This is a genomic window from Phyllobacterium sp. 01N428 (assembly GCF_056399405.1).
This window is the reverse complement of sequence record NZ_JBFTRH010000001.1, coordinates 45,249-58,158: the sequence shown is the minus strand read 5'-3', so window position 1 is coordinate 58,158 and position 12,910 is coordinate 45,249. Positions and strand designations below refer to the sequence as shown.

Below are 12,910 nucleotides of genomic sequence, written 5' to 3'. Positions count from 1 at the left end.
TGCTTCGCGGTGACCTCCCCCGAAGGGGAGGGAGTTTGCGGTCACGGCTACAAAATGCCTGGAGGCAAAATGGCGCCAGTCTCGATGAAGCCCGCTTTCGCCGCTTGTGGGGGAAGCTTCAGGCGGGGCGGAGGGGCGTGGCAATGACCGCCTCCCCGCTGACCAGCGAAACCGCTGTCTCGACCAAGTCCGGCATATGGGGGTGGATGCTGTTCGACTGGGCGGCGCAGCCGTTCTTCACGGTCGTCACCACCTTCATCTTCGGGCCGTATTTCGTCTCGCGCATGGCGAGCGATCCGGCATTGGGGCAGGCTGCCTGGGGCTATGCCATCGCGGTATCCGGCCTGTTCATCGCCGTGCTGTCGCCTGTGCTCGGCTCCATCGCCGACGAGACCGGCAGGCGCAAGCCGTGGATCGCCTTCTTCGCCGTCATCAAGATCACCTGCCTCGTCATGCTATGGTTCGCGGCGCCGGGCTCGGGCCTGATCATGCCGCTCATCTTCTTTTCGCTGGCCTCTATTGCGGCGGAATTTTCGATCGTGTTCAACGATTCCATGATGCCGCGCCTCGTTGCGCCGAAGGACATCGGCCGTATATCCAACATTGCGTGGGGTCTCGGCTATCTCGGTGGCATGATCGCGCTGATCTTCGTCGTTGCCTTCATGGCCGGGTCGCCCGAAACGGGCAAGACCATGCTTGGGCTGCAACCGATTTTCGGGCTCGACCCCTCAGCCGGCGAGGGCGACCGCGCAGCCGGACCGCTCGCCGCCTTGTGGTACCTTGTCTTCGTGCTGCCGATGTTCTTCTTCACGCCTGATGGCGCGCGCGGCTTGCCCATCCGCCCCGCCATTGCCTCCGGACTTGGACGTTTGCGTTCGACCTTGGCCGAGGTGCGCCAGCGTCCCGGCATTCTCCGCTTCCTGATCGGGCGAATGATCTATCAGGACGGGGTCAACGCCCTCGTCGTGCTTGGCGGCGCCTTCGCCGCGACGATGTTCGGTTGGGCCACCGCCGAAATCGGCATTTTCGGCATCATCCTCAATGTCGTCGCCATCTTCGGCTGCCTTGCAGCAAGCAGGCTCGACACGATGCTCGGGTCGAAGACTGTTGTAGTGGTATCACTTATTGTTCTTGTGATCGCCACGATCGGAATTGTTTCGACCGGGCCCGGCTACACGCTCTTTGGTTTCATACCGCTTCCCGGCGCTGACAGCGGCGGCCTGTTCGGTACGCCTGCCGAGAAGGCCTATATCTGTTTCGGCCTCCTCATCGGTGTTGCGTTCGGCCCGGTCCAGGCTTCGTCGCGGTCATATATGGCGCGGAGTGTTTCAGTTGAAGAAGCCGGCCGCTATTTCGGCATCTATGCGCTCTCGGGTCGGGCGACGAGTTTCCTTGCGCCCTTCCTCGTGGCGACGGCAATCGCGTTAAGCGGGTCGCCGCGCCTTGGCATGGCGACCATCATCGTTTTCCTTCTGGGTGGGTTGGCGATTCTCGTGCGAACGCCCTATCCGGCCGCGATGCCCAGGAGTTCTACCTGATCTAGATTTGTTCTAGTGCCGGAAGTGACGCATCCCGGTAAACACCATGGCGATGCCGTGCTCATCGGCTGCGGCGATGACTTCATCATCGCGCATCGATCCGCCCGGCTGAATGACAGCGGTCGCTCCAGCGGCGACGGCTGAAAGCAAACCATCGGCAAAGGGGAAGAAGGCATCGGAGGCAACCACCGAACCCTTGGTGAGGGGCGTTTCTATGCCTGCGGCTTCAGCGGCATCCTCGGCCTTGCGGGCGGCAATGCGGGCGCTGTCGACACGGCTCATCTGCCCCGCGCCAATGCCGACTGCAGCACCATCCTTGACGTAGACAATGGCATTGGATTTGACGTGCTTGGCGATGCGGAAGGCCAGCTTGAGATCAGCCATCTCAATTTCGGTGGGCGCGCGTTTCGTCACGACCTTCAACTCGAGGTCGTCCACCACGCCGCTGTCACGCGACTGGACGAGAATGCCGCCAGCCACCGTCTTGGCGCTGATGCCGGACGCACGGGGATCGGGCAGTCCGCCGGTTACCAGCAGGCGCAGGTTTTTCTTCGCCGCCACGATTTCCTGCGCTTCAGGGGTCGCGTCGGGAGCAATAATGACCTCGGTGAAGATCTTGACGATCTCCTCGGCAGCCTCGGCGTCGAGCGTGCGGTTCAAGGCGACGATCCCGCCAAAGGCAGACACGGGATCGCAGGCCAGCGCCTTGAGATAAGCCTCCTTCAACGTGGCCGCCTCGGCGACACCGCATGGATTGGCATGCTTGATGATCGCGACGGCAGCCGTACGAGCCGGGTCGAACTCGGCGACGAGTTCGAAGGCCGCATCGGTGTCGTTGATGTTGTTGTAGGAGAGCTGCTTGCCCTGGAGCTGCGTCGCGGTGGCAACACCCGGACGCTTTTCGCCGGTCAGGTAGAAGCCGGCGGACTGGTGCGGGTTTTCACCATAGCGCATCACCGAATGCAGGTGACCGCCGATAGCGCGGCGGGACGGCGTCTCCGTCATCAAGGCTTCGGCGAACCATCCGGAAATCGCGGCGTCATAGGTTGCGGTGCGGGCATAGGCTTTGGCTGCGAGACTTTGACGGAACGAGTAGGGCAGCGATCCTTCATGCTTGTCGAGCATTGCGATCACCATGTCATAGTCGCCGGGATCGGTGACCACACCGACATAGGCATGGTTCTTGGCAGCCGCGCGGATCATCGCCGGCCCGCCAATATCGATGTTCTCGACGATATTGGCATAGTCGGCGCCCGAATGGCGGACGTCTTCGAAGGGATAGAGATTGATGACGACCAGGTCGATCCCGCCTATCTCATGCGTCTTCATCGCTTCGACATGTTCAGGGTCGTCGCGGACGGCCAGGAGACCGCCATGCACCTTTGGATGCAAAGTCTTGACGCGTCCATCCATGATCTCGGGAAAGCCGGTTAAATCGGAGACGTCGCGAACCGGAATGCCCTCTGCCGCGATCGCTTTCGACGTGCCGCCGGTGGAAAGGATCTCGACCTCGTGGCGGTGCAGCGCGTGGGCAAGGGCCGTCAGGCCCGCCTTGTCGGAAACCGAAAGCAGCGCGCGACGGACGGGAAAAAGGTTCGGCGGTGTAAATGATTTTGCGGCGACGGCCATGGGAGTTCGTCCTTAGCAGAATGTGGATGCGTGGATTTGGCGGCTCTAACACAGGCCTTCGCGGAATCCTACTTCGGATCGCGCATTTGCCGGAATTATGCCGGGCTTGCTGCGAAATTAGGTCAGATACATTGACATATCTCGCTTGATGGCGTCATATCCGCCGGGCTTATGCGACGTTCGAGGAGGAGTTTCCGGACGGTGGGCGCACAGGCACGAGAGGCAATCAAGCGAGTAGAAAATGAGCAACTGGGAAGCCAGATACGCAACGCGTGCAAACCGGATGCGCGCTTCGGAAATCCGTGAACTCCTGAAACTGCTCGATCAGCCGGACATCATTTCCTTTGCCGGTGGTATTCCGGATCCGGCCTTGTTCCCGACCGAGGCCTTTCGCAAAGCCTATGAACGGGCGCTCGCCGACGGGCAGGCCGGCCCGGCGCTGCAATATTCGGTCAGCGAAGGCTATGCGCCCTTGCGCGAGTGGATCGCAACACGCCTCGCGGCGCTCGGCATCGTCTGCGACATCGATAACATCGTCATCACATCGGGATCGCAGCAGGCGCTGGACTATCTTGGCAAGCTCTTCCTTTCGCCATCCGATACCGCTTTGGTGACGAGCCCCACCTATCTCGGTGCGCTGCAGGCATTCAATGCATATGAACCCCAGTATGATCAATTGACGCCCGAGTTGGGCAATATGACGCCTGCGGGTTACCAAGATACAGCGGCTCGCAATGGCGGACGCCCGAAGTTCGCCTATATCAACCCGGATTTCTCCAATCCCGCCGGCGAAACCCTGGATCGCGCCGGTCGCGAACGCCTGCTCGATCTTGCCGACGAACTCGACATTCCCATCATCGAAGACGCCGCCTATCAGGGGCTCCGCTATGACGGGGAGCCGGTTCCGCCGATCCTCGCGCTCGATATTGCGCGCAAGGGCGATATCGATGCAACGCGCACGATCTATTGCGGAACGTTCTCGAAGACGCTGTCGCCCGGATTGCGCCTCGGTTTCGTCTGTGCAGCAAAGCCGGTCATCCGCAAGCTCGTTCTGATGAAGCAAGCGGCGGACCTCCACAGTCCCACCATCAACCAGATGGCGATGTATCATGCGGCCGTCGATATTTACGACGCGCAGATCGAGCGCCTGCGCGCCACCTATGGCGCGCGCCGCGACCATGTCCTGACGGCGCTTGAAAAATATATGCCGGAAGGCGTGTCATGGACCAAGCCTGAAGGCGGCATGTTCATCTGGGTCACCTTGCCGGAAGGGATCGACGGGGCGAAGCTTCTTGCCCGTTCGATCGAAACCGAGCGCGTCGCCTTCGTGCCGGGCCAGGCCTTTCACGCCGACGGCAGCGGGGCAAATACCATTCGCCTGAGCTTCTCGCTCGCGTCCGAAGAGCTTGCCGATACCGGTATTGCCCGTCTTGGGCGCCTCATTCGCCAGGTGATGGCGGAGCTCTAAACGCCGAGGCTTGTGCGGGTAAACTGCCACTCGACTTCGGACCGCTGGGCGGCACTGAAGGACAATGTGATCTGGCGGGTCCTGACGGGCCCGCGGAACCCGGCAAAGAACAGTGAATCCTCGACGAAGGGCTGCACCGTTGCCGAGAACATCCAGATATCGTCGTTTTCCGCCTGAAGGATGATCAGGCCATTATCGTCCACAGAGACGTGGACGGCAGGATGCAAGTGAAAACGCACGACGACATTTTCGGCGCCAGTATCACGCAGCGGATTGCGACCGGCGGCAAAGAAGCTGTCGATGCCTTCGATGACGCTGCCATTGTGCGACAATACGATCTGGCGTTCGTGATAGATGCCGAACGGTCGAACGTAGCCATTGTGGTTGGCAACGAAGCCGACGGCGCCTTCCCGCTCTATACGCTCGATATTTACCCTGGTGGGCCCGGCAATGATCGGCGTTCCGATCATGTTTGAAAGTCCGGAGGTATTGCTGAAGCGGCAGGAGGACGTGTCGTTGAGCGTTGCCGTCGAATGAGCGGCGGTCGAGCGGGCGAGCGGCCGAAACTCGGGCGGGCCATAGCGATCGACGCCGGCATTGACGATATAGCGGTTGCGGCCCGATGACATCTCGAACGACAAGCAGCCGGCGTGGGCATCGCGCGAGGCAGTGACCGGCGGTGCGAGACCGGTGTCGGCAATGATCGTCGTCGAATCCATGGAAAGGCGCTCATAGCCCGAATGCGGCGCGTGAATGAGCGGCAGGCCGCCAATATCGTCATGGCGGAGCACGGCGATGACCCGTTCCGGCATGGTGGCGCCGACCCCGTTGAACAGGGCAAGGCTGCCGTCATGATGGCGAAAAAAACGCAGTGCCGGCAGCATCCGCTCGATGGCTTCGATCAGCGCTTTGGGCGGTGCCTCCTGGCCGCTGGCATAGGTCTGGCGCAGCGGCAGAAGGTCTGCGAGCAGTTCGAGAATAATGAGGGGATTACGCGAGATGTGGCCGCCGTCGGGGAGGATCTGGCGGGTGAGTTCATATTCGAGGTTGCGGCGGGCCGAGCGGCTGGTGCTCGACGCCACCGGCAGGGCGAGCGCCGCAAGTGCGAGCGCGATGCGGGCGCGCAGCTTCTCTTCGCCGTCATCCATGACCGCCGCCATCGTCCGCAAGTAGCGAACCTGAACGGCGAGCGATCGCATGAACTGGCGATAGGCGCGCAGGTCTGCGCCCGCCAGAATGAGGCTCGAATGCTGCAGCCAGGCGATGATGCGCTGGGCCGTGACCTCCGGCACCCATGCCGGCCCTGCGACCGAGCGGCCATGCGTGGTGATCCAGTCACTGAGGAGGGCGCGGGCGTTGGCAGTGGCAAGGTCCGTGCCTGCCGCACGCAAGTGGCGGAGCCAGCCGAAATTGTGCAGAGCCGCCTGCCAGGCGGCATTGGGTGGCTCGACCAGGAACGGCGAGCGGCCGCCGGTTTCGACGACCTTGCCGGCCAAGGCGAAGCGACCATGGTAAAACTCTTCGGCAATTTGCGGATCGGCCGGGCGCAGATCTTGCGGGGCAATAAGCACGCGCTCGGGCGTAAAGCCGGTAAAGCGCCAGCGGTAGAGCGGGCCCATGCGCACGCGCCTGCGGAAACGGCGCCACAATTGCGCCGTCGCTAGTCCCCACAATTGCGGTGTTTCGCTGAGCGCGACCATATTGTTTTTGCTTCGAATCGTCGACGACAGCCTAAACTATCCGGTCAAACAGTTAAAATTTTAGTATTTGCGCCGGAATCGAGCCGCAAAGAAGCCATCCATGCCGGACAGCGCCACATCCTCATTGGGAAGATCTGCGGGCGTAGAGCGCACAAAACCTTCTTCCGTAATGAGCTCTCCGAGGCCACCGATCTCTTCGGCGACGACAGGAACGAGTTCGATGGCGGGGTTCTTGGTAATCAGTTGCCTTGCGACCGTTTCGCCTTCGGAGGGGTCGAGAGAGCAGTTAGAAAACACGATAATCCCGCCGGGCCGAACGAGGGTGACGGCGTGGTCCAAGAGCTTGGCCTGAAGCGCGGCGAGTTTGGCGATCTCTTCGGGACTTTTAGTCCACGGAACGTCGGGATGGCGTCGTACCGTCCCCGTCGAGGAGCACGGTGCGTCGAGCAGGACAGCATCGAAGGGCTCGGCCGGTTCATAGGCCGCAAGATTTGCTTCGACGGTGTCGGCAGTGAAATGCAGGCGCTCGAGATTGGCGCGGAGCCGCTTCAGGCGATTGGCGGAGAGATCGAGCGCGGTCACGTTCGCACCCGCCAAAGCAAGCTGTGCGGTCTTGCCGCCGGGCGCGGCGCAAAGATCGGCAACACGTTTTCCGGTGATGTCACCAAAGAGCTTTGCCGGGAGGCTCGCCGCCGTATCCTGCACCCACCACTCACCCTCGGCAAAGCCCGGGAGGCTGGTCAGGGCGCCTTCAATGTTGGCAAGCCGAACCGAGCCCGTTGGAAGGGCGAGACCGCCAAGACGCTCGGCCCACACTTGTGGGTCGCCCTTGACCGTGAGATCGACGGCTGGCTCCTTCGCTTGGATTTCAAGGATGGCGCCTGCCTTTTCCTTGCCATAGGCGGCAACGAGACTTGCCTCGAACCATGAAGGAACATTGACTGCAGCCCGATTGGCGAACGTCTCCTTTTCCCGCGACAGGCGCCGCAGGACGGCGTTTACCATCGACGCAAAGCGCCGGTTGCGTGGGTCGCCATTCGCCGCTGTCACGGCAAGATCGACGGCGGCGCGATCCGGCAGGTCGAGATAAAGGATTTGTGCGGCCGCCACGTGCAAAAGATGCTTCAGGGCCACGGCATTTTCGGGTAGAGGCCGATCGATCATCTGGCTGATGGCGGCTTCAATTGCGCCGCGATTGCGCAGCGCAGCCCCGAGAATGGCGCGCACCAGTGAGCGGTCACGGTCGTCGAGCGCCATATATTGCGGATGCCCGTTATTGTTGTCGGTCAGGCCGTCGAGCGACGTATGCTTCTCGATGACAGCTCCCAGCAGACGTGTTGCGCATTGACGCGCGGCGAGGCCAGGCCGATCCTCTCCGTCAAAAGATTCCGTAGCTTGCTGTTTTCTGGAGAAGTTCCGCTTGGCTGCCCGTTCCGCGCTCATGCCCAGGGGCCTTTGCGGCTTGCGCCATTGCGGCCCCACGGCGTCGGACGGTCGTCCCGCGGTTCCTCATCGTCGAGCGGCTGTTCGACACCGCGCGCCGATTTCGCGGGCGCCTCGGTCCGGGTGAATTCCGAGGCCATGGCCTCCAGCGCCGCAATGCGATTTTCGGTGTTTGGATGCGTGGAAAACAGGTTGTCGGCGCCACGACCGCTCAAGGGATTGATGATAAAAAGCGGTGCCGAGGCGGGGTTTCGCTCCGCATCCTCGTTGACAATCTGCTTGGCGCCGCGCGCGATCTTGTTGAGGGCAGATGCGAGCCACAGCGGATTGCCGCAGATCTGTGCGCCGCGCCGGTCGGCGGCGTATTCCCGTGTCCGGCTGATCGCCATCTGCACGATCATTGCGGCAAAGGGCGCGACGATCATGGCGATCAAAATGCCAATGAAACCGAGCGGATTATTGTTCTCGCGGTTGCCGCCGCCGAAGAACAGGGCGAAATTGCCGAGCATCGAAATGGCACCGGCGAGTGTCGCGGTAATGGTCATCGTCAACGTATCGCGGTGCTCGACGTGGGCAAGCTCGTGCGCCATCACCGCCGCGACCTCCTGCGGCGAGAGGCGCTGCAAGAGACCGGTACTGGCGGCGACAGCCGCATTCTGCGGGTTGCGCCCGGTGGCAAAGGCGTTGGGCTGATCCGCCTCGATGAGATAAACCTTCGGCATGGGCAGGTTGGCACGCGCTGCAAGATCGCGGACAATGCCGTAATATTCGGGCGCGGTGCGCTCATCGACCTCGACGGCGTGATGCATGCGCAGCACCATCTTGTCTGAATTCCAGTAGCTGAAAAGGTTCATGCCGGCGGCCATGACGAGCGCGATCATCATGCCGCCGGACCCGCCGATGAGATAGCCAACGGCCATGAACAGAGCGGTCATGAAGGCAAGCAGCATCGCAGTGCGCATGATGTTCATGGTTGCATTCCTCCCCTCGGAAATGAAGCGTTAGAGTCCATGGCTGGCAAGGTCATTCCTTTTGTTGGCCATCTTCCGCTATATGATGGTGCTTTATACAGCAAGCTTCAATGACGAGTGTCACATGACGGACGAAGAGACAGCAAAAACGCCGCACGCCGACAATGACGATAAGCGCCGGCACCCCGCCTTCGACCAACTGCCGCCGGCAGCCCAGCGCGCGCTAAGGGAAGCGGAAGCGCGGCGGCAGGCCGAAAAGGATGCCGCCGAGAAACCGCGCGAAATCGGCGGACGGGGCGGCAAGGATCCTGCCCGCTACGGCGATTGGGAAATCAAGGGCCGCACGATCGACTTCTAGTGGCGGATAACTTCAATTCCAAGTTGTTCACGCCGGAGCCAACGGCTGAGCAACAGGATTGCCGCGGCGGCAAGACCGCAGACGAGCCCGAGCCAAATGCCTGCACCCTTCATGTCCAGCCAGAAGCCAAAGGCGATTGAGAGCGGCAGGCCTATGCCCCAATAGGCGATGGCCGCATAAATCATCGGCACTGTCGTGTCATGCAGGCCACGCAACATGCCGCTCGCGACCGCCTGACCACCGTCGAAAATCTGGAAGAGCGCTGCAAACGCCAGGAACGAGACGGCTAGCGATATGACCTCGGCGTTTGATGGGTCGTGCAGGTCGATGAAGGCGCTTATCAGCTGGTATGGCGCAAACAGCATCAGCATCGCGGTGAGCACCATGAAGCCGGTTCCGCCGATGAAGGCGACCCAGCCGGCGCGCCTTATTCCGTCACCATCCTGTGCCCCGTAGGCCCGGCCCACGCGGACCGTTGCCGCCTGGCCAAAACCCATCGGCACCATGAATGCAATGGCGGCAATCTGGATGGCAATTGCGTGCGCCGCAAGGTAATCCGCGCCGAGAATTCCCATCAGGAAAGCCGCTGCATTGAAGATTGTAACTTCAAAACTCATGATCGCGGCGATCGGCAGGCCAAGGCGGAGCAGTTCGCCATAGCGTGGCCAGTCGGCACGCCAGAAGCGACCGAACAGATGGTAACGGCGGAACTGGCGATCGCGCATGATGATGACGACGAGGCCGATGAACATCATCAGCGACGACAGGGAGGTCGCGATGCCCGAACCGACGATCCCAAGCTTGGGGAATCCCAGATGTCCGAAGATCAGGCACCAATTGGCAAGGGCATTGAACCCGACGCAAAAGAGAGCAACGAACAGCGCCCAGCCGGGACGTTCGAGCGCCGCGATAAAGGACCGCAATACGATATAGCCGTAGAACGGCAGGACCGCCCACTGCAGCGAACGAACATAGGCTTCGGCAGTATCGGCAAGGGCCGGATTTTGCCCCATAGCAATGAGAATCGGTCCGGTGTGCCACAACGCGAACCAGATCGGAATCGATATGGTGACGGCGAGCCAGAGGCCCTGCCGCACGGTGCGGCGAACCTCGCGCACCGAAAAGCGATTGCGGCCGAGTTCCTTTGCCATCATCGGCGAGGTGGCAAGCATCAGGCCGAGACCGAAGATCATCGGCATATAGTAGAGGTTGGTGCCGAGGGCTCCGGCTGCGAGCGTATCCGCGCCGACCCATCCCATCATCATGACGTCGGTTGCCGTCATCGCTGTTTGCGCGAGATTGGTAAGGATCATCGGCCAGCTCAACGCCAGCATCGCAATAATTTCTTCACGCCACGCGCGCCGGGACGCGGCGTTTTGGGCTAAGGCAACCGACATGTCTTGGTCTTTCAGAGGATTTTGCCTCGCATTGAGGCAGGATGCACCGATTTCAGGCAAATTCTTGGTATCATCAAATTTCGGCAAGAGCAAAGGGGCCACCTGCAACCTGGCATTGGTGGTTGGCTTCCCTTCCGGAGGATACTATCGATCATATTGACATTTGTAATTTAAAAACTACATTATCATGATAAAACTGAAACAGACCTCCGTTTATCGTAAGTGGGAAAGCAAGCTAAAAGACGAGAGGGCGAGGGCCGTCATCGCTGCGCGCCTCTTCCGCTTGGCCAACGGCCTTGGGGGCGACATTGCATCTGTGGGTGGTGGCGTAAGCGAACTGAGAGTCCACTATGGGCCGGGATATAGGGTTTATTTCCGGCGTCACGGCGAAGAGATTGTCATCCTTCTTTGTGGCGGTGACAAGCAGACGCAAGACCGGGACATCCGCGAGGCTCGGCGACTGGCAATAGAATGGAGGGATGATGACGAAGCTCTATGACTATGACCCTGCCGACGCACTCAAATCTGACGAGGCAATAGAGTTATTTCTTGCCGACGCATTTGAAACTGGCAATTCTGCCTACATTGCCAAGGCCATCGGAGTAGTCGCAAGATCGAAGGGCATGGCAACGATCGCCCGCGAGACTGGATTGTCCCGGGAACAACTTTACCGCTCAATGAGTGAAAGTGGAAACCCCACACTGGCCACAACGATAGCCGTGTTGAAGGCAGTCGGTTTTCAACTGAGTGGCAAGCGGGCGGCTTAAACGGAAAGGGCCACCCCGAAGGGTGGCCCCGCAATTCCGTCTGGCACAAAGCTGTCTTTGGCCTTTTGCCGGCTTTCGCCGGACGCTTATTCAACGGAGAGACAATCCCCGATGGAAAGCATCAGACGCCTTGTGGCAGATTGCGAAATCACGAGACATCGGATCACCTCCTTTTCATTCGTTGAACACAATTGGAGAATGGGGTGTCATGACCCACGTTTCAAGAGAAAAAAGCAAGGCCATGTGTGCATGGGTTGCAAAGAGGCTCAGGCAGTCATAAGCCAAGCAGACTGAATGAAGCAACGCACGCGACGCGCAACTTGCTGCGCCCCGTGCCCGGGGGCAGAGAATGGCAGCTGAAGACAAGGCGGCGCGGATCATCCGCACGGTGGTCGACGTCATCGAACCGCAATTTGCGATTGAACTTTGGGACGGAACCCGCATCGGTGATTTTGATGGCCCTATACTTGCCATCAATGATCCTATGGCCGTGCGCCAGATCGCTCTCAAACCCAATATCGGCTCTGTCGTCGAGTTGTGGGTGTCGGGCCAGATCGACATCAGGAACGGCACGCTGTTCGATCTCGTCGAGCGCGGTCCCAAGGGAAAGTTCAAGCACCGGCTGAAAAGCCTGCCAAAGTGGCAGCTCTTGAAGGATGTGCCTTCGCTTTTGCTAAGCGGAGCGAAAGGCGGCAGTTCCGGGCTCGGCGGCAAGAATCCTTACGTCAGCGGGTCCAACAAGGAAGCAATCACGCATCATTACGACGTGTCGAACGCCTTCTATCAGCTCTTTCTCGATGAGCGCATGGTCTATACCTGCGCCTATTTCACCGACTGGGCCAACAGCATCGACCAGGCGCAGGCCGACAAGCTCGAATTGATCTGCCGCAAGCTGCGCCTCAAGCCCGGCGATCGCCTGCTCGACATAGGCTGCGGCTGGGGGGCCATGCTGATTTATGCGGCAAAGAATTATGGCGTGACCGGCACGGGCGTATCTTTGTCGGAGGCGCAGACGGCCCTTGCCCGCGAGCGGATCAAGGCGGAAGGCCTGGAGGACAAGATCACGATTCACGTGAAATCCTATGAGCATCTCGAGGGGCAGTTCGACAAGATTTCCTCGATCGGCATGTTCGAAGCGGTGGGCATAGCCCACTACGACACCTATTTTTCCAGTGTGCACAGGTTGCTGAAGCCGGGTGGCCTTTATCTCCACCACGCGATCACGCGGCGCATGAAGCGCAACAAGAAGACCTTCGGGCGCAAGAGCGCCGAGCACCTCGCCCTGGTCAAATACATCTTCCCAGGCGGCGAACTCGACCATCTCGGCATGACAGTCGAGAATCTCGAAGGCTACGGTTTCGAGGTGCACGACGTCGAGAATCTGCGCGAACATTATGGCCGCACTTGCCGCATGTGGGCCGACCGTCTCCATGCGCGCTTCGATGAGGCGATCGCGGAAGTGGGGGCTCCCAAAGCGCGGTTGTGGCTGCTGTACCTCACCGGCTGTGCCCTTGCGTTCGAGCGTGGCACCGTACAGATCAATCAGACGCTGGCGTCACGCCGCAAGCGCGGAATCTCGGCCGTGCCGCAGACACGCGCCGATCTTTACCGCTGAAGGAGGGTGTCCCCCCTTGTTGGG

At 60.5% G+C, this 12,910-nt stretch carries 11 protein-coding genes; 6 read left to right on the top strand and 5 right to left on the bottom strand.

The window, feature by feature from the left end; all coding sequences use genetic code 11:
• The first annotated feature begins 143 nt into the window (after positions 1 to 143).
• On the top strand, positions 144 to 1,538 hold the full coding sequence (locus AC1DNI_RS00285) for an MFS transporter (protein WP_477690413.1): 1,395 nt from the start codon (positions 144 to 146) through the stop codon (positions 1,536 to 1,538).
• A gap of 12 nt (positions 1,539 to 1,550) precedes the next feature.
• Here AC1DNI_RS00285 and purH read toward each other — a convergent pair whose 3' ends face one another.
• Positions 1,551 to 3,167 (bottom strand): bifunctional phosphoribosylaminoimidazolecarboxamide formyltransferase/IMP cyclohydrolase, encoded by a 1,617-nt coding sequence (purH, locus tag AC1DNI_RS00280; RefSeq protein WP_477690412.1) that lies wholly within the window; start codon positions 3,165 to 3,167, stop codon positions 1,551 to 1,553.
• Between the two features lie 241 nt (positions 3,168 to 3,408).
• Between purH and AC1DNI_RS00275 the strand changes: the two genes are divergently transcribed.
• Positions 3,409 to 4,635, top strand: a complete 1,227-nt coding sequence (locus AC1DNI_RS00275; protein ID WP_477690411.1) for an aminotransferase-like domain-containing protein — start codon at positions 3,409 to 3,411, stop codon at positions 4,633 to 4,635.
• Here AC1DNI_RS00275 and AC1DNI_RS00270 read toward each other — a convergent pair.
• Genes AC1DNI_RS00270 through htpX form a run of 3 tightly spaced genes read right to left on the bottom strand, consistent with a single transcriptional unit; the run spans position 4,632 to position 8,749 of the window.
• Positions 4,632 to 6,335 (bottom strand): heparinase II/III family protein, encoded by a 1,704-nt coding sequence (locus AC1DNI_RS00270; protein WP_091947752.1) that lies wholly within the window; start codon positions 6,333 to 6,335, stop codon positions 4,632 to 4,634. The genes AC1DNI_RS00275 and AC1DNI_RS00270 overlap by 4 nt on opposite strands.
• Before the next feature lie 60 nt (positions 6,336 to 6,395).
• Positions 6,396 to 7,778, bottom strand: a complete 1,383-nt coding sequence (locus AC1DNI_RS00265; protein ID WP_477690410.1) for an RsmB/NOP family class I SAM-dependent RNA methyltransferase — start codon at positions 7,776 to 7,778, stop codon at positions 6,396 to 6,398.
• Positions 7,775 to 8,749, bottom strand: a complete 975-nt coding sequence (gene htpX / locus AC1DNI_RS00260) for a zinc metalloprotease HtpX (protein WP_477690409.1) — start codon at positions 8,747 to 8,749, stop codon at positions 7,775 to 7,777. The genes AC1DNI_RS00265 and htpX overlap by 4 nt, the downstream gene beginning before the upstream one ends.
• 124 nt (positions 8,750 to 8,873) lie before the next feature.
• On the opposite strand from htpX, the gene AC1DNI_RS00255 reads away from it, so the two are divergent.
• Positions 8,874 to 9,107: a DUF1674 domain-containing protein gene (locus AC1DNI_RS00255; RefSeq protein WP_477690408.1), complete on the top strand. Its 234-nt coding sequence runs from the start codon at positions 8,874 to 8,876 to the stop codon at positions 9,105 to 9,107.
• Here the strand turns inward: AC1DNI_RS00255 and AC1DNI_RS00250 are convergent.
• Positions 9,104 to 10,504: an MATE family efflux transporter gene (locus tag AC1DNI_RS00250; protein WP_244506667.1), complete on the bottom strand. Its 1,401-nt coding sequence runs from the start codon at positions 10,502 to 10,504 to the stop codon at positions 9,104 to 9,106. The genes AC1DNI_RS00255 and AC1DNI_RS00250 overlap by 4 nt on opposite strands.
• Before the next feature lie 187 nt (positions 10,505 to 10,691).
• On the opposite strand from AC1DNI_RS00250, the gene AC1DNI_RS00245 reads away from it, so the two are divergent.
• The 3 genes from AC1DNI_RS00245 to AC1DNI_RS00235 all read left to right on the top strand — a co-directional run bounded on the left by AC1DNI_RS00245 (position 10,692) and on the right by AC1DNI_RS00235 (position 12,886).
• On the top strand, positions 10,692 to 11,003 hold the full coding sequence (locus AC1DNI_RS00245) for a type II toxin-antitoxin system RelE/ParE family toxin (RefSeq protein WP_477690407.1): 312 nt from the start codon (positions 10,692 to 10,694) through the stop codon (positions 11,001 to 11,003).
• Entirely contained in the window at positions 10,984 to 11,271 is a 288-nt protein-coding gene (locus AC1DNI_RS00240) for an addiction module antidote protein (RefSeq protein ID WP_477690406.1), read from the top strand. Before AC1DNI_RS00245 ends, AC1DNI_RS00240 begins: the two co-directional genes overlap by 20 nt.
• Before the next feature lie 349 nt (positions 11,272 to 11,620).
• The gene (locus AC1DNI_RS00235) at positions 11,621 to 12,886 is read left to right on the top strand and encodes a class I SAM-dependent methyltransferase (protein ID WP_477690405.1); all 1,266 of its coding nucleotides are present in this window, start codon (positions 11,621 to 11,623) and stop codon (positions 12,884 to 12,886) included.
• The last annotated feature ends 24 nt before the right edge of the window (positions 12,887 to 12,910 follow it).

Bases quoted from the DNA above. Each gene is read 5' to 3' on its own strand.
- AC1DNI_RS00285 (WP_477690413.1), top strand. From the start codon at position 144: ATGACCGCCTCCCCGCTGACCAGCGAAACCGCTGTCTCGACCAAGTCC.
- purH (WP_477690412.1), bottom strand. From the start codon at position 3,167: ATGGCCGTCGCCGCAAAATCATTTACACCGCCGAACCTTTTTCCCGTC.
- AC1DNI_RS00275 (WP_477690411.1), top strand. From the start codon at position 3,409: ATGAGCAACTGGGAAGCCAGATACGCAACGCGTGCAAACCGGATGCGC.
- AC1DNI_RS00270 (WP_091947752.1), bottom strand. From the start codon at position 6,335: ATGGTCGCGCTCAGCGAAACACCGCAATTGTGGGGACTAGCGACGGCG.
- AC1DNI_RS00265 (WP_477690410.1), bottom strand. From the start codon at position 7,778: ATGAGCGCGGAACGGGCAGCCAAGCGGAACTTCTCCAGAAAACAGCAA.
- htpX (WP_477690409.1), bottom strand. From the start codon at position 8,749: ATGAACATCATGCGCACTGCGATGCTGCTTGCCTTCATGACCGCTCTG.
- AC1DNI_RS00255 (WP_477690408.1), top strand. From the start codon at position 8,874: ATGACGGACGAAGAGACAGCAAAAACGCCGCACGCCGACAATGACGAT.
- AC1DNI_RS00250 (WP_244506667.1), bottom strand. From the start codon at position 10,504: ATGTCGGTTGCCTTAGCCCAAAACGCCGCGTCCCGGCGCGCGTGGCGT.
- AC1DNI_RS00245 (WP_477690407.1), top strand. From the start codon at position 10,692: ATGATAAAACTGAAACAGACCTCCGTTTATCGTAAGTGGGAAAGCAAG.
- AC1DNI_RS00240 (WP_477690406.1), top strand. From the start codon at position 10,984: ATGATGACGAAGCTCTATGACTATGACCCTGCCGACGCACTCAAATCT.
- AC1DNI_RS00235 (WP_477690405.1), top strand. From the start codon at position 11,621: ATGGCAGCTGAAGACAAGGCGGCGCGGATCATCCGCACGGTGGTCGAC.